Genomic DNA, 19924 nt, shown 5'->3' with positions numbered 1-19924 from the left:
TGCTGTAAAATTAAGTCAAAACGATGGAAGATAAACGATTGGAGGCCACGGCCCGCCTGCTCGAAGTGATGAACACGCTGCGACGCGAGTGTCCGTGGGACCGTGAGCAGACTTTCGATTCGCTGCGCAGCAACACGATCGAGGAAACTTACGAGCTGGCCGATGCAATCACCGACCACAATATGGAGGGTATCAAGGAGGAGCTGGGCGACCTGTTGCTGCACGTGGTATTCTATTCCAAACTGGGCGAGGAGCAGGGGGCGTTCGACTATGCGGATGTGGCAAACGCCCTGTGCGATAAACTGGTATACCGCCACCCGCACGTTTACGGCGACATCCATGCCAATACGCCCGACGAGGTGAAGGAGAACTGGGAGGCGCTGAAACTCCGCAAGAAGAACCGCAAAAGCGGTACGCTGGGCGGCGTGCCCCGTTCGCTTCCTGCACTGGTCAAGGCGTTTCGCGTGGGCGAGAAAGCGGCCTCCACGGGGTTCGACTGGCACAGGCGCGAGGATGTGTGGGACAAGGTGAAAGAGGAGATTGCGGAAGTCGAGGCGGAGATGCGCTCGGGCGACAAGGCGAACCTCGAAGCCGAATTCGGCGATTTGTTCTTTGCGCTGGTCAACGCTTCGCGGCTGTACGGCATCGACCCGGAATCGGCGTTGGAACGCACGAACAAGAAGTTCATCCGCCGCTTCAATTACATGGAGGAACAGGCTGCGGCCGAGGGGCATTCGCTGCATGAACTTTCGCTCGAGCAGATGGAGGAACTCTGGCAGGAAGCGAAAAAAGGGGAATAAGACGATGAAGCTGTCGCTGTCGTTCGTATCGGCGGCCCTGGCGGGCATGTTACTGGCTTCCTGCAGCGGCAGGGGGCCGCAGCAAACGGATGTGCCCGCTCCCGAACCGCTTCCGGAAGATGCGGTCGCTTTCCATTATAATGGCAGGCACCTGTACTTCGATGCAACGCTCTGCGATTCGCTTCCCGCCCGGCTGGTATTCGACACGGGAGCGACGGGATTGTACGTCGATTCGCTGTGGCTCGCACAGTCCGGATTCGTTCCGGCCGGCGACACGAGGGCCCGGATCGGAGGCGCCGGAAATGCGACCTCGTCGGTTCGCGTGCTTTTCGGGAAGATTCCGTTCGGTGTCGACACCCTGCGCTGGCAAAGCCAAATGACGCCTGTACTTGCCCTAAAAGAGGTGCTGGGGCGACGTGCGGACGGTATTTTCGGCCAGCAATACCTGGCGCAGGCCTGCGTGGAGTTCAACCTCAAGCGCGGTTACCTTCGTGCCGTGCTGCCCGATACGCTCGCGTCGGCGGGATTCACCCGGATTCCGGCCGAAAAGCAGAGCGACCGCTTATACGTTCCCGTGCGCGTGCAACTCGATTCCGCGCATACGGTCGAGGGTAAATTCCTGCTCGACATGGGAAGTCCCGGAACGGTGAGCATCACCACCCCGGCGGCACGCCGTGCGGGATTCGACGGCTGCGCGGGCAAAAAGGTCGCATACGGCACGGTTTCGGGAGGAATCGGCGGCAGCGCGAACCACCTATACTGCCGGGCCGGCTCGGTGACGCTCGGGGAGCGGACGTTTGCGGAGGTTCCCGTCGAAGTGTCGCGGAACATGTCGGGATTCCTGGCGCGCGAGGATATTGCCGGACTAATCGGCAACAGGCTGCTGGAGCGTTTCGATTTCGTTATCGACTTCGCCGCTCCTGCGCTCTGGCTCCGGCCGGCCGTCGGCTGCGAAGCCCCGTTTCCGTTCGTCGTATCCGGGTTTTCGGTGATTGACCGCACGGACATCTGCGAAGGATGGCCTGTGACGGGACTTTACGGGGAATACGCCCCGGCGGGATTGCAGCCGGGCGACGTGGTCGCCACATGGGACGGCGTGCCGGTCGGGAATTTGTGCATCGACAGTGCGGCCTATGTGCCGGGACGTCACCGCATGGAGGTGCTGCGCAACGGTACGCGCACGGAACATATATTTGAAACCAAAGAAATTTTATAACGAATATGGCATTGATTAAAGAGGTGCGGGGACATACTCCCGCAATCGGAGAAAATACGTTCCTGGCCGAAACGGCCGTCATTCTGGGCGACGTGACAATCGGACGCGACTGCTCGATCTGGTACAACGCCGTCCTGCGCGGCGACGTAAACAAGATTGTCATCGGCGACCGGACGAATATTCAGGACGGCGTGGTGCTCCACACGATTTACGACAAGGCGCAGCATCCGTCGCAGACCATTATCGGCAACGACGTGTCGGTGGGCCACAACGCCATTGTCCACGGCGCCGTCATCGGCGACAACTGCCTGATCGGTATGGGCGCTACCCTGCTGGACAACGCCGTCATCCCGTCGGGGTGCATCATCGCGGCCAATGCGCTGGTGCTTTCGAACGCCAAGTTGGAGCCCAACTCGGTTTATGCCGGCGTCCCGGCCCGGAAAGTCAAGGAGGTGACTCCCGAACAGCGGGAGGAGATTATCCGCCGTACGGCCCACGACTATATGCTGTACGCGTCGTGGTATAAGGAAGAGTAACGCGATATGGCGCCGCAGTCGAAATATTCGGACCTGATTCTCAACGTGCTGGTAGCTTTGGCTATCACGCTGGTCGTCAATTTCTCCTATGTGCTGCTGCTGATTGTCGAGCAACGGGGCGACAGCCAGCCGCGTCCGGCCAAGGCGAGCGTCGTCGCGCGCGCTGAAGAGGGAACGCTGCGGGTGAGCCCCGACGGCCACGGTTACATCGTCTACGAAAACGGCGACAGCGTCTATGTGATGATGCAGCGTCTGCGGAGGCTCGGACTGGAGGACGGCGACCGGCTGGTCGTCGACCTGGTGGCGCCGCGCCGTTACGGCGCCCATCCGGTGATGAACGAACTGCGCATCCGCAACGGCGAGGAGTTCGATTACAGTACGCTTTTCAACCGGCCTTCGAAAGCGACGGAGCTGACATTGCAGTTGTTCTATTACCTGGTCGTTTCGTTTATCATGCTTTCGATTCTCACCTCCGTCCGCCACAGGTACACCCCGGGGCGTTTCGTCCGCCACTGCATGTGGTGCGTGCTGGCCGCCACGGCGCTGTATATGGTCGCGCCGGTTTCGGAGTGGCGCACGGGCCGTATCATGCTGAATTTCATGGGCGACCATATTTTCGACTACATGCTGCTGCTGAAGTGTTCGTTCGCCGTGGCCGTGTCGATGCTCTACGGCTGGGTATACGTGCTCAACTCCAAGCAGCAGGCCGTCGTCATGGAGAACGAACGGCTCAAGAACGAGAACCTCACGACCCGCTACAACATGCTCGTGGGGCAGATTAACCCCCACTTCTTTTTCAATTCGCTCAACTCGCTGGCGATGCTCGTGCGGGAGAAGCACGACGAAAAGGCGCTCGTTTACATCGACCAGCTCTCCTATACGTTCCGCTACATCATCCAGAACGGACAGAGCACGCTGATGACGCTCGACGAGGAGCTGAAATTCATCGAGGCATACAGCTACCTCTTCAAGATACGCTATGCCGACAAACTCTTTTTCGACATCGACGTCGACGACAAGTACCGCACATGGACGCTTCCGGCGCTCTCGCTGCAGCCGTTGGTGGGCAATGCGGTCAAGCACAATACGATAACCCGCAGCAAGCCGTTCCATATCTCGATTCGCACCGAAAACGGGTGGCTGGTCGTAGCCAATCCCAAGGTGCCCAAACTCGAGCCCGAACCTTCGACGGGCATCGGCCTCGAGAACCTGCGCAACCGCTGGCACCTCATCACCGGCCGCGACATCGAGATTGTCGATTCCGACAGGGAATTCGTCGTGCGCATGCCGTTACAGAACCCCGCCGTATGATGAAAGCACTGATTATCGAGGACGAAACAGCCGCTGCGCTGAACCTGAAAGCCATCCTGAAACAGGTGGCGCCCGGCATGGAGATCGTCGAAACGCTCGAAAGCGTCGAAGAGAGCGTTGAGTGGCTCCGTGCGAATCCCCAGCCCGACCTGCTGTTCATGGACATCCACCTGGCCGACGGCGACTCGTTCCGCATCTTCAGCGCCGTGGAGGTTACGGCTCCCGTAATCTTTACGACGGCTTACGACCAATACGCGCTCGAGGCGTTCAAGGTCAACAGTATCGATTACCTGCTCAAGCCGATCAACAGCGCCGACGTGCAGCGGGCGCTGCACAAACTCGACCGCCTGTCGAGCAGCGAACGGAGCGACTACGGTTCCCGCGTGCGTACGATGGCCGCATCGCACCGCGAACAGACATTCCTCGTACATGTCCGCGACAAGATTATCCCGCTCAAACGCGAGGAGATTGCCTACTGCTATACCTCCAATGAAAAGGTGACGGCCTGCACGTTCGACGGCGCCACCTATCCGCTCGACAAAACGCTCGAGGCGCTGCAGGCCGTGCTGCCCGAGGCCGATTTCTTCCGCGCCAACCGCCAGTTCATCGTCGCCCGCCGCGCCGTGAAAGAGATTACCGTATGGTTCGGAAGCCGCCTGTCGCTCCACCTGACGGTCGAAATCCCCGAGCGCATCGTTATTTCCAAAGCCCGCGTCCCCGAATTCAAATCGTGGCTCACGTCCGTTCAACCCGCCGAATAGCCGGTTCGCCCCGTCGTTCAGCCGTTTGACCCGCACTTCGGTACTGCCGGTACCGGATTGGCCCTACCTTTGCATTAGCAACGGGAGTCGAAATCCATTCGATGAACGGATAACATAAATCTTAAAACTATGAAAAAGAGAATTTTTGCGGTTGCAATGGCCCTCTGCCTGCTGGCGGGCACAAGCGCTTTTGCACAGGATTCGAAACGGGCCCCCCGGATGAAAGAGCGTCCCACGGCCGAGCAGATGGCCCAGCGCAAAACCGACCGCATGGTCGAAAAACTGAACCTCGACGAGAATCAGTCGAAGCAGTTGTACGAGCTCAACCTGCAGGAAATTAAGAATATGCAGGCGCAGCACGAGCAGATGCGCGCGGCCCGCAAGGCGCAGGCCGAGAAGATGAAGAAAATCCTGACCACGGAGCAATACGAGCAGTGGCAGCAGATGCAGGGCCCGAAACCCGGCATGCAACGCGGCCCGCAGATGAAAGACGGAACGTGTTGCGGCGCAAAGCAATGTGACAGGCCGGGTACCGGAAAGGACAAGAAAGGGAAGAAGTGAGGTTAGGTAAATAACCGGTTTGTTACAGTCGGGGTGCCGGTTGGTCGACTGGCACCCTTTTTTTGCCGATTCGCCCCGGTGCGGGCCGAAATCCGCGATAAAAAAGCTATCTTCGCATGCGCAAAATTAAAAAACGGAAGTATCGAAAATAAAAGATGAAACGGCTACTACTCTCAACTTTATTCACGCTGTTCGCGGTCGCGGCCTTTGCCCAGAAGGGGACGGTCACGGGTACCGTCACGGACGCCGAGACCGGCGAAAGCGTTGCCGGTGCCGTGCTGGAGGTCGCTCCGGTGAATGCCCCGGACAACAAGAAATATTTCACCTCCGGCTACAAGGGCGCCGTGTCGATTCCCTCGCTGGCATACGGCGACTACACGCTCGTCGTCTCTTTCCTCGGCTACAACAACGCCGAGATGACGTTCAAGGTAGCTGCGGCCAAACAGAATATCGGCACGATACAGCTCAAGCCGGGCGTGCAGATCGAAACCGTCGTCAAGGAGGCCAAGGCGCTGCGTACTTCGCAGAAAGGCGATACGGTAAGTTATAACGCCGGGGCTTTCAAAGTCACCGACGACGCCGATGTCGAGGGACTGCTCAAGAAGATGCCGGGTATCACGGTCTCCGACGGCACGGTCGAAGCGCAGGGCGAAGCGATCAAGAAAGTATTCGTCGACGGCAAGGAGTTTTTCGGCGAGGACGTGACCACGGCCATCAAGTCGCTGCCGGCACAGGCTGTCGACCGTGTCGAGGTCTACAACAAGTTGAGCGACGCGGCCGAATTCTCGGGCATGGACGACGGTGAGGGATATAAGGCCCTGAATATCGTCACGCACGCCAATATGCGCCAGGGACAGTTCGGAAAACTGTATGCCGGATACGGCTACGATGCCGATACCAAGACCGAGGCGAAAAACAAGTACGTCGTAGGCGGTAATGCCAATATCTTCAGCGGAAGCAGCCGCATATCGGTCATCGGCCTGTTCAACAACGTCAACCAGCAGAATTTCTCGTTCGAGGACATCCTCGGCGTTTCGGGCTCGGGCGGCGGCCGCCGAGGCGGCGTAGGCCAGTATATGGTGCGCCCGCAGAGCGGTGTGGCATCGGTGAACGCCATCGGCATCAACTACTCCGATACATGGGGAAAACGCGACCAAGTATCGTTCCAGGGCAGTTATTTCTTCAATAACACCGATACGAAGAACCGTTCGACGGTCGATAAGTGGTACGAATCGCCGATGCCCGTGGATACCCTTTCGACGCGCGGCTATTCCGATACGGAGTCCTACAACCACCGTTTCAACGGCCGTCTGGAGTGGAAGATTTCGGACAACCAGAACCTGATGATACGCCCGAGTTTCAGCTACCAGTCGAACGACCCGTTGAGCACCACGCAGGGCTGGCAGTTCGGCGAGAGCGGATACAGCCGCACCGACAACTTCAACGACGGCCTGCGCCACGGCTACAACATCCGCACCAACGCCGTGTACCGGGCGAAACTCGGAAAAGACGGCCGTACGATTACGCTCGACGGCAACGTCAACTACTCGGACAACACCAACAATTCGAATTCCTATTCGAACATCCTGAAAATTTCGCAGGTACGCCCCACGATCGACCCCGAAACGGGCGAATGGGATCCCGACGGATATACCGACCTGCGCTACCTGCGCAACCTCGCGCCGTCGAGCAGTTACCGCCTGCGCGGGCAGTTCACCTACACGGAGCCCGTGGCGAAGTACGCACAGGTGAGCCTCCAATACCGCGCCTCGTACGATTATCAGGAGCGCGACAAGAAATCGTACATCACCGGAGCGGATTATTCGACAGGCGGACTCGTTCCCGACCCCTCGCTTTCGAACTCCTACAAGAGCGGTTACCTGACGCAGAGCGCCGGCCCCGGCTTCCGCTACTCGAAAGAGCGCAATACGTTCGTGGCGAACGTCTATTACCAGCGTGCGACGCTCGACGGACAGGTCGTGCGGGACGATGCCGACAAAATCAAGCATTCGTACAACAACGTGACCTATTTCATGATGGGCCAGCTGAACATCAACCGTGAAAATTCGCTGCGCCTGTTCGTTTCCTCCTATACCGACAATCCGTCGATCACCGACCTGCAGAATGTCGCCGACGTGTCGAATGCACAGAACATCACCAAGGGTAACCCCGACCTGAACCCGTCGTACAGCCACCGAATCAACTTCCACTACGTGAATTCCAACGTGGAGAAAGGCCGTACGTTCATGTGGATGTTCTCGATGCAGAACACCTCGGACTACAACGCCACGCACCTGGTTGCGAATCCCGGGACGATAACCCTCGGCGGCGACCAGTATACGCCGAACTACTACTCCACGCCCGTGAATCTCGACGGTTACTGGAACCTGCGCACGCATTTGAGCTACGGTTTCCCCATCGGGTTCCTCAAGAGCAACTTCAACGTGATGGCGGGTGTCAGCTACTCGCTGACGCCGAGCATGCTCGGCGGCACGGTCGACGGCAACGGGTTCATCACCGGCGGCGACCGCAACGACACCAAAAACATGGGATACGATTTCCGTACGGTGCTGGGCAGCAACATCTCCGAGAATGTGGACTTCACCCTCTCGTGGAACGGAACCTACAACGAAGCGACCAACTCGCTGGGCGAGGCCGGTGCGAAGAACCGGTATTTCAACCACACGGCGCAGGGAAACATGAAGTTCGTCTTCCCGCTGGGCTTCACCTTTACGGGCAGCGTGGCCTACACGCAGTATATCGGCTTTACGAACGATTACGACGACTCGTACCTGCTCTGCAACGCCTGGATCGGCAAGAAAGTCTTCAAGAACAAGCGGGGCGAGGTTATGGTCGGTGTAAACGACATCTTCAACCAGAACAAGGCTTTCGCGCGTTCGACGGGTTCGGGCTGGACGCAGAACTCGACCAACAGCGTGATCGGCCGCTACTACATGGTGCAGTTCACCTACAACCTGCGCCGCTTCGGCAAAAAAGGCTCGAAGAACATCAAGGATTACGACGGCGTGGCGCAGCCCTCCGGTGCGCGCCGCATGGGGCCCGGCGGCCCGGGCGGCCCTCCTCCGGGAGTTTTCCACGGTCCGAGATAACGCTGCGGCCGGATTCGGCTTCGGATATGAAAAAGACACCAGGCAAATGCCCGGTGTCTTTTTTTGCGAATATCCGGCGCGTTGCCGGGATGGCGTTTCAGTTCTGCATGTCGCACAATCGTTGTTGCCGGTGCCGGCCGAAAAATGCTGCGCAAATCGTGTCGTCAGGGTGTGCAGGGCTATTTCGCCGCTTCGTCCCGGACGCGCAGCACGAGTTTCAGGGGATGCTGGGTGAGTGCGGCGGTTTCCTCTGCCGTGTGTCCCTCGGCAAGGCACCGCCTTATGACGACTTCCATCGCCTCACCCACTTCGATGATATGGCCGTCGGGATCGTAGAGACGTACGACGCACTGCTGCCAGTCGTATTTGCGGGGCGCGTGCAGCAGTTCGACGTGCTCGGGATACTCCCCGAGCCGCTGCATGAATGCGTCGAGGTCGTCCGTTTCGAAATACAGCTCCATGTTGTGCGGGCGGCTGCGCACGGAATCCTCCGCGAGGCCCGTAAGCCATGCGAATTTCTCCTGTATGGCGAAGCCGCCGCTGAACGTGACATTCTCCCCGAAATCCGATACGATCTGTTGGTCGAACAGCCCGCAGTAGAAGCGCTTCGAGCGCTCGACGTCCTGGACGGCAATCAGGGGCGCCTGGAATTCGATATGCATTATTTTTTCAGGCTTTTAACGGGTGTATCCTTGGCTGCGCGGTCGATTACGAAGTGGATGCCGATGCAGGCGAGGCCGCCGTAGATAAGCGTAAGGATGCAGAGCATCCGGATTTCGGGCAGCACTTCGGAGAGCGAGGCCCCCATGGTCTGGATGCGGATAAACGCATCAACGCCGTGGCTGCTGGGGAATATTTGCCCGAAGTTGAACAGCCAGTCGGGAATACCCTCGCGGGGATAGGATACGCCGCTCAACATCAGCAGCGGAATCGAAGTCCACAGCAACAGCAGCAGCGAATTTTCGCGGTAGCGGAACAGCGTGGAGATGGCGATGCCGAGGAAGATGCAGGCGGCCAGGTATACCAGCATGAACACCAGAATGGTGCTCGTCGCGCCGTTCATCGGGAAGTGGAACAGTCGGTAGTGCAGTCCGAGGATATAGAAAGTCGTCACGGCGTAAATCATGCCGTAGACCAGCGCCTTGCCCATCACGATGGGCAGCGTGGACATGCGTTTGCGGTTGGACGGACATAGTTTGCGGTAGAGTCCGAACTCGCGCCATGTGCCGCCGATCATGCCGATGCCGATAAGCATCGTCTGCTGGATGATGACCATGATGATGGCGGGCATCACGAACGTGCCGTAGCCCAGATAGGGGTTGAACAGGTTGTGCGACTGGTAGATAACCGGCTGCGAGGTGGCCTGCGCCTGCGGAATGTCGGCCCCCTTGGCAATCAGGCGCTGGAATTCGACCATGGCGCCCGTGGTGCCGATCGAGGTCACGACCTCCTGGAACACCTGCCGGTACATCAGGAAGTAGCTTGCGTCGACATAAATCGCCACATTGGCCTGCGAGCCACCGAGCAGGTTCTTCTCGTAGTCCGAAGGAATGTAAACGATGCCGTATATCTTGCGGCCGAAGAACAGTTCCCTGGCCTCCTCCATGTTCGTCGGGTTGTAAGCCACGTAGGTGTTGGGCCCGGCATTGAATGTTTCGATCAGGCTGCGGCTGGTCGGGGTGCGGCATTCGTCGATAACGCCTATCGGTACGTTGCGGAGCACCTGTGGGCCGTAAGCCAACGAGTAGACCGTGGCGTAGATAATCAGCGCGAGAACCAGAATGAGCACGACGCCCGCATCGGTGAAAATCGAACGGAATTCGTTGCGCATGACCGACAGCATCTGCTGCCAGTAAGAGGCTACCTGGTGTGTGAACCTACTCATACTATAACCTCCCCCAATATTTTTCCTCCGTGCAAATCGTCCGCAGGCGCGGCAGGCAGAGGAGCGGTAAGACAATGAATAATGACATGTAAGCCATGTCGGGCAGCGAATAGACCGCGGGGGCGCCCCGCAGCATCTGGTCGACGAAGATGTCGGTGTAGTAGGTGAACGGGAACAGCTTGCTCAAATACTGCATGGCGGGCCACATGGCCATAATCGGGAACGTGAGCCCCGAGAACGTGAACGCCAGCACCGAATAGCCACCGCCTATCGAGAGCGACAGGCGCAGGTTCGAGAGCAGCGAAACGATGAACACCGCAATGGCCTGGTAGCTCAAAATAAAGAGCAGCGTACTTACGAGGATGACCGTCAGGCTGCCGTTGAGCGGCACGCCAACGACTTTGAAGATAATCAGGAACATCACCAGCGACATGAGGAACATGATGACCGTGACGGGCAGTATCTTGCCTGCGAGCGCCGCGCCGACCGAGCCGTCGGCCGTGCCGAGCCATTCGCGCGCCGTGGCGTGCTTGAGCTCGGTGCCGATGGCGAAAACGGTCACCATGACGATGAAGATAAGCAGCATCATCGGCATGAAGCTCGGCGAGAGGTAATAGCCGTAATTTATATAAGGATTGAACAATACGTGCCTGTTGAACCGTACGGGCATCAGCTGTGCCATAGCCTGCCGTTCGGTAAGTCCCTGTTTGGTGAAGAGCTGTATCTGGATGCCGCTCGAGAAAGTCGTCACGGCCGTCTGGATGTCTTTCGACAGCAGTCCGTTGACCGTGATGTTCGTTCCCGAAATGTAGTTCTCGATGTGCGTCTGGCTGTTGCTCAGGATGTTTTTCTCGAAGAACGACGGAATTTGCACGATGGCCATGATTTTGCCCTCGCGCATCAGCCGTTCGCCTTCGTCCATGTTCTGTATTTCGTAGGCCACCAGCGCCGTCGGGGTGTCGTCGATCATCTGCGTGACCTTGCGTGAGAGCGTGGTGTGGTCTTCGTCCTGCACGGCAATCGGGATGTCGCGCGCCACGCCCTTGTTGAACAGCAGGGCGAAGAACGCGAAAGACACCACGGGCAGCACGAGCATCAGCACGAAGTACATCGGCTGGTGCGTCAGTCGCATCAGTTCCCGCCGGAGTACGGCCCATGTATTGCGCAGGAAATCCAGCATCGTTCGCTCCTACTTCTCGATTTTGTCCCAGTCCACGAGCACGCTCATGCCCGGACGTATGTTGTCGACGTGGGTCGTGGGTTTGGCTTTCACGGCAAAGGTGCGGATGTCGAAACCGCCCTGCGTGCGCGTTGCGGCCCACGTTGCGAAATCGGCCTGCGCGGAGATATAGGTCACTTCGAACTCGACGTCCTGCGCCAGCGCCGGGACGTAACCGCTCATGCGGGTGCCGACTGCGATGGCCGGGAGCAGCGTTTCCTTGATGTTGAACGTCACCCAGACGTCGCTCAAGTCGAGAATCGCCACGACGGGATAACCGCTGCCCACGAGTTCGCCCTGCTCGGCGATGATGGTCGAAATCTCACCCGTCACGGGCGAATAGACCATGGCGTCGCCGATGTAGGATTCGACCTCGCTGACGGCGCCCTCGGCCTGGCGGACACGGGCCGCTGCGGCCTCCTTATCCTCTTTGCGGGCTCCGTCCGACGCCAGGTTGTACTGTGCCTTTGCAGCCAGTGCGGTGGCCTCCATCGCCTTGTAGTTGGCCGACGCTTCGTCGAGTTTCTGTTCCGGGACCACCCCCTGGTCGTAGAGGTTTTTCACGCGCTCGAAAGTCTTGCGGGCCAGTTCCAGGCCGGCCTGTGCCTTTTCCCACATGTTCAGGGCCGCTTCGATCTGCTGGATACGTGCGCCGGCGATAGCCGCCTGATCCAGTGCTGAAGCCGCGCTTTTGACCGCCTCGGCCTGCTGGAGTTTGGCCTCCAGTTCGGGCGTCGAGAGCGTGTAGAGCAGTTGTCCTTTCTCCACGCGGTCGCCCTGCGCCACTTTCATGTCGTCGATGCGGCCCGGGACTTTCGACGAGGCTTTGTAGGTCGTGCACTCGACCGTGCCCTGGATCAGCGTCGGGGTCGTGCGCTTGAGGTACCAACTGATCAGTACGACCGATACGATGATAATCACTGCGGCCGCGATGATTCCGATAATGTTGCTTCGCTTCATATGGTTTTATTTTTTTACTTTTTATCGAACAGGACAGGCCGGGCGTCGGCGCGGCGCGCATAGGCCGAAAATTCGTCGCTGATGCCGGCGGCTTCGAGCAGCTGCGCCAGCAGCAAATCGAAGTGGTAGGCTGCCTGCAGGCGCTCGGTGCGCACTCCGGCGAGGTTCAGCTCGGCGTCAATCAAATCTGTGGAAGAGCTCATGCCCTCGAGGAATGCGGCGTTCTTCATGCGGAGGTACTCCTCGGCGAAGTTCAGCGACGCATCGATCGAGGTCATCTGGTTGCGGTAGTTCATCATCTGGTTGTAGAGTTTTTCGACCAGTACCGAGATGTCCTTGCCCGCCTTGTTCTGCAGGGCCCCGACGCGCCGTACCGTCTGTTTGGCCGCCGAATATTTGTATTCGCGGTTCAGGCCGTCGAAAATCTTGATGTTGACACCCACGCCCACCGCCCAGCGGGGCACGATGCCCGAAACCTGGTAATTGTAGAACGAGCCGCCGCCGATGGCCGCCACCTGCGGCAGGAAGTCGGCGCGCTGGACGCGCACGCCCTCCTCGGCCAGCTGGCGCTTGAGCGACACCTGGTTGAGCAGCGGGTTGCGATCCTGTGCGAGATCCTGGTAATATTCCAGTTCCTCGATGCGCTCGACGATGAACATCGCCGTGACGGGCTGCCAATCGTTTTCGCGGCCCAGCGTGTTGTTCAGGGCGCTGGCGATGGTTTCGGCCTGCAATTTGGCATTCGCCAACTCGCGTTCGGCTTCAGCCATCTTGAATTCGACATAGAGGCGTTCGCTCTGGGCAATCATGCCGTTCTTTTCGAGGGCCACGGCGTCTTCCAGGTGGCGGCGCACGCCGTCGACCACCTGCTGGCGCACCTCGACGACCTGCGTGGCGAGCGCCAGTCCGAAGTAGCGCTCCACGAGTTCCGAGATCAGCGCATTGCGGGTCTGGTTACCCTGCTCCACGGCCGTGCGCTCGTTGATTCTCGCAGCCCGGTTGGCGGCGTTTATCTTGCCGCCCAGCCAGATGGGCATCGTCACTTCGCCGCCCACGAAGCCGAGGCTCTGATCCTGTACCTTGAGGAACCAGTCGGCATTCATCAGCGGATTGAGCAGCCCGTTGATCGAGGGAATCATTTCGGGGGGCACGAGCCCGCTGCCGAGGATCTGCCCCGCAAGGTTTTTGGCGGGGCCTTTCATCTCGTTGAAATCGAAACCGATGTCTTTCCCCAGGTAAGCATAGGCGCCTGTGACGCTGATTTTGGGCATGCGCAGGCCGATGGCTGCGCGGCGCTCCTGCGTCGCGGCCTTCTCTTCGAAATCGGCCGCTTTCATCGCCGGGTTCTCCGTAAGCGTAACGGCGATCGCTTCGTCGAGCGAAAGCGTCTGCTTGGCCTGTTGTGCAGGCAGCTGGACGACTGTCGCGAGTGCCGTCGCCGTAAGGGCGATTCTGACTGCTATTTTCATATTAATCAATGCGTTTATGGAGCAAATATATAAGTTATCTCGATACGTTGCACGATTTTCCGGAAAAACAGGCCAATTTTAGGCCCTTACGGACACAAATTGCGACGGATTCAGCGCTTCAGGTGGGCGTTGGCCTCCCACACTCCCGCTGCCAGCGAAGGATAAACACGTACGTCGATGCCCGCCTCGCGCAGGGTGAGCGCCCCGCGGCAGCAGACGAAGCAGTCCGGTTCGTAAAGCGCGAACACCACCCGGGCGAAACCATGCCTGATAATGAGCTGCGTACAGCTTTCGGGTTCGCTCGCCCGCTGCGAGCAGGGCTCCATCGAGGAGTACATGGCGGCTCCGCGCAGCGCAGCGCCGGCAGCCAGCGCCTTGGCAATGGCCTCCTGTTCGGCGTGGTGCGTAGGCGAGGTTTCGTGGGTGTATCCTGCAAATATCCGGCCGTCGGCCGTAACCACGACAGCTCCTACGCTATACGACGTGGGGCCAGGCGTGCATTTGCGTCCCTCGTCGATTGCTCTTTGCAGGAATCCGAAATCCCGGGCTGTCGTGTCGGGATGAAGTGTCCAAATCGTCACCTCCATGCCGTCGACAATTTCGCGGGTGTGCGGGATGCTGTCCGGCAATCCGGGCTCGAACCGTGCACCTCCCCTCGTGCCGGGCCGCAGGTTCGGGTTTACAGCCAGCCGCAATGTGTCGGCCATCCCCTCGTCGAGGAACATGCGCAGGATTTTCGCTCCTCCTTCGACCATCAGGTGCTCGACACCCCGTTTTTCCAGTTCGGTGACGATGTGTTTGGCATTGATTGGAGCTTCGCTGTATATAACATTCGCAAGATTTTGTATTTCAGGTAAATTACGCTGTGAAAACACATAACGATCGGCATCGCCCGCAGTAAAGAACCGCAGCTGCGGCGACAGCCTGCCCGAGTGAGTGAGCGTGACTTTCGCGATGTCGGGCCGGCGGCCCTCCCGTGCACGGCGCATGCGCACCGCCTCGTCGCGGAGCAGCAGCGAGGGGTCGTCGCGCCGCAGGGTTTCTGCGCCGACGAGGATGGCGTCGTGTGCGGCCCGCAGGCGGTAAACCGCCTCCCAGTCGCCGGGTGTCGAGATAATCAGCCGTCGCGGGCTGTCGTCGTCCATATAGCCGTCGGCCGTGACCGCGGCGGAAAGGGTTACTCGCATCGTTCCAAAGTTATCAGGGTGATTTCGGGATAGGCTCCCACACGCATCGGGAAGGCCACATATCCCGTGCCGTCGTTGATGTAAAGCGTGCGGCCGTCCTCGTCGTAGCGGCCGCTCCAGCGTGTGTAGAGCAGTTGAGCCGGGGAAAACGCCCGTCCGAAGAGGCGCACTTTCATCTGCATGCTGTGGACGTGCCCCGAAAGCGTCAGGTCGCCGTAACCGGCACCGGTGATTTGCGGCCAGAGCTGGGGAATATGCACGGCCGTGATGTTATAGAGCGATTCCGGGACGCCCCGGTAGGCGATGTCCAGATTGGCGGGCGGCAGGTCGGGGTCGTGGCGCAGGTGCCGCAGTGCGGGATCGAACGAGATGCCCGTGAGCGAGATGCTGTCGCCGCCGCGGTGCAGGTAGACGGTCGTGTCTTCCAATACGCGCCAGCCCATCTCCTTTTGGCGGGCAATCACCTTGGCGAGGCTCGTCTCATAGGGTTGTGCAATGCTGTCCTTGATGTAGAGGCCTGCGTCGTGGTTGCCCGTAACCGACACCACGCCGTATGTGGCCCGTAACCCGCCCAGCAGGCGCATGATAGGGGCGTCGAGCTCCGAGCTGCGTACGTTGACCAAATCGCCGCAGAAGACAATCAAATCGGGACGCAGGCCGTTGACACTGTCCACGATGCGCCGTAGTTCGGCATCGGGCCGGACGAGGGTGCCGAGGTGCATATCGGAGATTTGGGCGATACGGAAGCCGCTGAACCCTGAAGGCAGGCGGTCGGAACAGACCTCCACACGGTTTACGAGAATCGTCGTGCGGCCCGCCGTCGCGCCCCAGATAAAGAGCAGCGCCACGCAAATCCCCGCTACGACCCCCACCCGGGGCAGGCGAATCCAGCGAAAGAAATAGCAGGCGATACGCGGCAGGACGGTAACCATCCATACCCAGAAGGTCCACATGGCGAAAGTCATGAATGCCGTGGTGTTGTCGCGGCTCAAAAGGCCGGTCAGCGCGATTGCGAACGGCAGCGCATCGGTCACGGCTGCTACCGCGATGAACAGGCGGTGGCGTACGGCCGGGGCCCTGCGCCGCATGCGGCGGTAGTGTATGATGTCGGCGGCGACGGCCGCGAGTGTCAGTGCAGTGATAATCCAGAGCAGCATATACCTTTATTTAAATAATGCACAAAGATAGTGCAAGCCGAGCGCAGAACCAAGCTTTGCTTGAGTTATGCCGAGGCGCCGCCTGTCTAAACCGGATTTCAGTTTTCGGTAAAGATAGTGCAAGCCGAGTGCAGAACCAAGCTTTGCTCGAGTTATGCCGAGGCGCCGCCTGTCTAAACCGGATTTCAGTTTTCGGTAAAGATAGTGCAAGCCGAGTGCAGAACCAAGCTTTGCTCGAGTTATGCCGAGGCGCCGCCTGTCTAAACCGGATTTCAGTTTTCGGTAAAGATAGTGCAAGCCGAGTGCAGAACCAAGCTTTGCTCGAGTTATGCCGGGGCGCCGCCTGTCTAAACCGGATTTCAGTTTTCGGTAAAGACGGTGCAGTGCCAAGTCCGTTCCGGTTTTTGCCGGGCCTTGCCTGCCCGTGCCGGGGCATCTTTCCTGCAAAGATAATGAAAACCGGGAAACCGGATTCATCCGGATTTACAGGGATGCGTTTTATCCCCTGCAAAATTGGTTCCGGCGGTTCAAAATCAAATTTCGCGCAACTTCCTTTGGCATATATCTTGCTAATTCCCGGGGTGAATATTAACTGCCTGTGTCCCAAAAACAAATCCTATCGAACCAAGCAAATTGATTAAAAAACCAAATTTTATTCGGCTTATGAAAACATTTCGACTTTTGATTGTGGCCCTGCTCCTTGCATCTTCCGCTTCCGCCCAGCATCTTCGCGGCCAGGGCCGCGACGGCGAGTATTCGCCTACGGTCTACCTTATATCCGTGCATGAGGTGGATACGATTTACAACTGCGGCTGCGGGGCCCGGCAGGCCGCGGCGCTCAATCGTCTGGCTATGGACAACGCCACGCAGGACTACATCGAAACGCACCGCCCCGGTTTCCAGCAAACCGAGAAACCCCAGTTCGTATTTGCATCGAAGAACAACAAGTTCTCCTTTTCGATGGGCGGTTTCGTCGCACTGCGCGCCGGTTATGATTTCGACGGCATCGTCGACAACATCGATTTCGTGCCCTACGATATACCCGTTCCGGGCAACTACAATTCGAAACAGAAGCTGATGATGGACGCCTCGACTTCGCGTCTGTTCTTGAAGGCAATCACCAACACCCGTGCGCTGGGCCGCGTGGTGATTTACATGGACGCCGACTTCCGCGGCGGTGCCGAGGGCAGCTACACGCCCCGTCTGCGTTCGGCCTACGTATCGTTCAAGGGACTGACCCTCGGCCGCGACGTAACCACGTTCTGCGACCTGTCGGCCGCCCCCACGACCATCGACTTCCAGGGCCCGAACGCCTATAACTTCAATTTTGCGACATTGATTCGCTACGAGGTCGAATTCGCCCGCAAGCACATGACATTCGGCGTCGCCGCCGAGTTGCCGAGCGTCAGCGCCACCTACGGCGAGAATTTCAAGGAACTGCACCAGCGTGTACCCGACTTCCCGATGTACCTGCAGGTTGCCTGGGGCGCCGACCGCAGCAGCCACCTCCGTGCATCGGCCGTCCTGCGCAATCCGTACATGTACAAGGTGTCGAAAGAATCCAACACGTCGTTGCTGGGCTGGGGCGTGCAGTTGAGCGGTACGATCAAATGCTGCAACTGGTTCCGCATGTTCATGAACGGCGTCTACGGCGAGGGCATCACCCCGTACATCCAGGATCTGACGGGTTCGGGCCTCGACTTTACGCCCAATCCGAAGAATCCGATGCTCGTGCGCATGATGCCGATGTGGGGCGTGCAGGCCGCAGGCCAGATCAACCTCACCCCGCGCCTGTTCGTGTCGGGCGGTTACTCAACGGTGCGCGTGCAGCGCAGTGAGGGTTACTATACGGCCGACCAGTACAAGCAGGGACAGTATATCTTCGGCAACATTTTCTATTCGCTGACCCCGCGCTGCAAGGTGGCCGGCGAGTACCTTTACGGTTCGCGCAAGGACATGAACAGCATGAAGAACCACGCCAACCGTGTGAACGTGATGCTGCAGTATAGCTTCTGACGATACTTGTTAGGGTATTTCTTATGGGCGGTTTCCCCGGGAACCGTCCTTTTTTCGTATCTTTGGCAAAACACTAAAATCGTGTGCTATGGAATTTCTTACGGAATATAACCTTACGGGGCTGGTAATCGGCGTGGCGACGTTTTTGATTATCGGGCTGTTCCATCCGCTCGTCGTCAAAGGCGAGTATTATTTCGGCGTGCGCTGCTGGTGGGTGTTCCTCATCATGGGCGTTGCGGCCATCGCAGCCTCGGTCGCCGTGCGGCATATCCTGTGGTCGACGCTGCTGGCCGTCTGGGGCGCCTCGTCGCTCTGGTCGATCGGCGAATTGTTCGAACAGCGCGCGCGCGTCGCCAAGGGGTGGTTTCCGGCCAATCCGAAACGCAGGGCGTAAAAGGGCGGCTGTCGCCGGTTTGCCGGCGGCGGAAATACGGAGTGCAGAGCGGCAGCCGGCTTATTCCTGCGGCTGCGTGGGAATGTCGGCCGGAGGTGCGGGCGGCGTATGGCGGGTTTGCAGGATGACGATAATCACGGCGGTGACGACCAGTATGAGCCCGGCCGCGGCATCGAGGTCGAAACGCTCCCCGAAGTGGACTACCCCGACGAGGACTGCCGTGAGCGGCTCCATCGACCCGAGGATCGAGGTCATCGTCGACCCGATTTCCTTGATTGCCAGCACGAGCGTGAGGTTCGAAAGCACCGTCGGCAGCAGGGCCAGCAGCAACAGGTTGCGCCATGTCGGCCAGGTGTGCACCACGCCGATACCCGACGTCGAAAGCGCATAGACGAGGAATATCGCCGCCGAGAAGGTCAGTACGTAGAATGCCACGACCAGCGAGTCGAGCCGCCCTGCGCGGCTTTTCATCACTCCTATGATATATACGGCATAAGTCACCACCGTGGCACCCGCATAGGCGAGGCCCCGTCCGGGGTCGCGGCTGCCCGCATCGCCCCATGCCAGCAGGGCCACGCCGACGAGCGAGATGAAAATGGCGATGACAATCCACACCGAGCTGCGCTCGCGGAAAAAGAGCGTCATGACGATGGTTACGACCAGCGGGTAGAGGAAGTTGACGGTGGTTGCCACGCCGCTCGGGATGTAGTCGTACGAGCGCAGCAGCCCCAGCGCCGTGGCTGCGTACATCAGGCTCAAACCCGCCAGCACGCCGAAGTCGCGCCACGAGATGCGGAAATTCCGTCCTGTGAGCAGGGCTACGGCCGCCATGATGACCGCCGAGAGCAGCATGCGGTAGAAAAGGATGGCCGGCGAGGCCATACCCGCATGCAGCAGCGGTATCGAGAACAGCGGTATCAGCCCGAAAGTGGCCGATGAAACGATGGCGTATATGACTCCCTTGACTCCCCTGATGTTGCGCATAGTATCTTGACGTTTATCGCATCGACGGCGGCCGCAGCCGCGTGTATGCGTTTGTTGCTCCGCTGCTTCCCGACGTTGCCGCCGTACGGCCGGATGATGCCGGAATGGCGAGCTCCGGACTAAATCCGGAACGCCGCTGCGGGTTGCCCGGGCCGGTGCATGATGGCAGGATGACGGCAAAAACCGTGCTTCGCGGTTCCGGGCGGCAAATATAGTGCACTTTTTGGATTTTAGCGCCGGGAAAGTTAACTTTGAACCTGCATATGAAAATGTCGCTGCGACATATCCTTCCGTGGGCCCTGCTGGCCGCGGCGTTCTGTGTGCCGGCCCGGCGCCCCGACGCGGAGCGTCCGCTGCC

At 59.1% G+C, this 19924-nt stretch carries 18 protein-coding genes; 10 read left to right on the top strand and 8 right to left on the bottom strand.

Annotated elements, in window-relative coordinates; translation table 11 throughout:
- Window positions 1-23 precede the first annotated feature (23 nt).
- The 7 genes from mazG to QZT71_RS00895 all read left to right on the top strand — a co-directional run bounded on the left by mazG (window position 24) and on the right by QZT71_RS00895 (window position 8295).
- Window positions 24-800, top strand: coding sequence for a nucleoside triphosphate pyrophosphohydrolase (gene mazG, locus QZT71_RS00925; protein WP_295911241.1), 777 nt, complete (start codon window positions 24-26; stop codon window positions 798-800).
- Window positions 801-804: 4 nt separating this feature from the next.
- On the top strand, window positions 805-2016 hold the full coding sequence (locus QZT71_RS00920) for an aspartyl protease family protein (RefSeq protein ID WP_295911240.1): 1212 nt from the start codon (window positions 805-807) through the stop codon (window positions 2014-2016).
- Window positions 2017-2021: 5 nt separating this feature from the next.
- Complete coding sequence (locus QZT71_RS00915; RefSeq protein WP_295911239.1) at window positions 2022-2552, top strand: gamma carbonic anhydrase family protein; 531 nt, start codon at window positions 2022-2024, stop codon at window positions 2550-2552.
- Window positions 2553-2558: 6 nt separating this feature from the next.
- The gene (locus QZT71_RS00910; RefSeq protein ID WP_295911238.1) at window positions 2559-3863 is read left to right on the top strand and encodes a sensor histidine kinase; all 1305 of its coding nucleotides are present in this window, start codon (window positions 2559-2561) and stop codon (window positions 3861-3863) included.
- A complete protein-coding gene (locus QZT71_RS00905) occupies window positions 3863-4624 on the top strand; it encodes a LytTR family DNA-binding domain-containing protein (RefSeq protein WP_295911452.1) in 762 nt (253 codons plus the stop codon). Before QZT71_RS00910 ends, QZT71_RS00905 begins: the two co-directional genes overlap by 1 nt.
- Window positions 4625-4753: 129 nt before the next feature.
- The gene (locus tag QZT71_RS00900) at window positions 4754-5185 is read left to right on the top strand and encodes a DUF4890 domain-containing protein (RefSeq protein WP_295911237.1); all 432 of its coding nucleotides are present in this window, start codon (window positions 4754-4756) and stop codon (window positions 5183-5185) included.
- A 155-nt stretch (window positions 5186-5340) separates the two neighbouring features.
- Complete coding sequence (locus QZT71_RS00895) at window positions 5341-8295, top strand: outer membrane beta-barrel protein (protein WP_295911235.1); 2955 nt, start codon at window positions 5341-5343, stop codon at window positions 8293-8295.
- Window positions 8296-8474: 179 nt separating this feature from the next.
- Here QZT71_RS00895 and QZT71_RS00890 read toward each other — a convergent pair whose 3' ends face one another.
- The 7 genes from QZT71_RS00890 to QZT71_RS00860 form a co-directional block, all read right to left on the bottom strand.
- Window positions 8475-8957 (bottom strand): VOC family protein, encoded by a 483-nt coding sequence (locus QZT71_RS00890; RefSeq protein ID WP_295911233.1) that lies wholly within the window; start codon window positions 8955-8957, stop codon window positions 8475-8477.
- Window positions 8957-10180, bottom strand: a complete 1224-nt coding sequence (locus QZT71_RS00885; protein ID WP_295911232.1) for an ABC transporter permease — start codon at window positions 10178-10180, stop codon at window positions 8957-8959. Before QZT71_RS00885 ends, QZT71_RS00890 begins: the two co-directional genes overlap by 1 nt.
- 1 nt (window position 10181) lies before the next feature.
- A complete protein-coding gene (locus QZT71_RS00880; RefSeq protein ID WP_295911231.1) occupies window positions 10182-11360 on the bottom strand; it encodes an ABC transporter permease in 1179 nt (392 codons plus the stop codon).
- A 9-nt stretch (window positions 11361-11369) separates the two neighbouring features.
- Complete coding sequence (locus tag QZT71_RS00875) at window positions 11370-12359, bottom strand: efflux RND transporter periplasmic adaptor subunit (protein ID WP_295911229.1); 990 nt, start codon at window positions 12357-12359, stop codon at window positions 11370-11372.
- A 14-nt stretch (window positions 12360-12373) separates the two neighbouring features.
- Window positions 12374-13828: a TolC family protein gene (locus QZT71_RS00870; protein WP_295911227.1), complete on the bottom strand. Its 1455-nt coding sequence runs from the start codon at window positions 13826-13828 to the stop codon at window positions 12374-12376.
- 110 nt (window positions 13829-13938) lie between these two features.
- Window positions 13939-15015: a dihydrofolate reductase family protein gene (locus tag QZT71_RS00865; RefSeq protein ID WP_295911226.1), complete on the bottom strand. Its 1077-nt coding sequence runs from the start codon at window positions 15013-15015 to the stop codon at window positions 13939-13941.
- On the bottom strand, window positions 15006-16172 hold the full coding sequence (locus tag QZT71_RS00860) for a metallophosphoesterase (protein WP_295911224.1): 1167 nt from the start codon (window positions 16170-16172) through the stop codon (window positions 15006-15008). Before QZT71_RS00860 ends, QZT71_RS00865 begins: the two co-directional genes overlap by 10 nt.
- Window positions 16173-16189: 17 nt before the next feature.
- Here QZT71_RS00860 and QZT71_RS00855 point away from each other — a divergent pair, with 17 nt between their 5' ends.
- The 3 genes from QZT71_RS00855 to QZT71_RS00845 all read left to right on the top strand — a co-directional run bounded on the left by QZT71_RS00855 (window position 16190) and on the right by QZT71_RS00845 (window position 18582).
- The gene (locus QZT71_RS00855) at window positions 16190-16813 is read left to right on the top strand and encodes a hypothetical protein (RefSeq protein WP_295911222.1); all 624 of its coding nucleotides are present in this window, start codon (window positions 16190-16192) and stop codon (window positions 16811-16813) included.
- A gap of 22 nt (window positions 16814-16835) precedes the next feature.
- Window positions 16836-18188, top strand: a complete 1353-nt coding sequence (locus QZT71_RS00850) for a DcaP family trimeric outer membrane transporter (protein WP_295911220.1) — start codon at window positions 16836-16838, stop codon at window positions 18186-18188.
- An 88-nt stretch (window positions 18189-18276) separates the two neighbouring features.
- A complete protein-coding gene (locus tag QZT71_RS00845; protein WP_295911219.1) occupies window positions 18277-18582 on the top strand; it encodes a DUF4491 family protein in 306 nt (101 codons plus the stop codon).
- A gap of 60 nt (window positions 18583-18642) precedes the next feature.
- Here the strand turns inward: QZT71_RS00845 and QZT71_RS00840 are convergent, their stop codons facing one another.
- Entirely contained in the window at window positions 18643-19566 is a 924-nt protein-coding gene (locus QZT71_RS00840; protein ID WP_295911217.1) for a DMT family transporter, read from the bottom strand.
- Between the last annotated feature and the right edge of the window lie 358 nt (window positions 19567-19924).

Origin of the sequence: uncultured Alistipes sp., from assembly GCF_902388705.1 — a bacterium.
Classification (GTDB): domain Bacteria; phylum Bacteroidota; class Bacteroidia; order Bacteroidales; family Rikenellaceae; genus Alistipes.
Note: the sequence above shows the minus strand (reverse complement) of the source record. Positions and strands in the feature narration are given on the sequence as shown.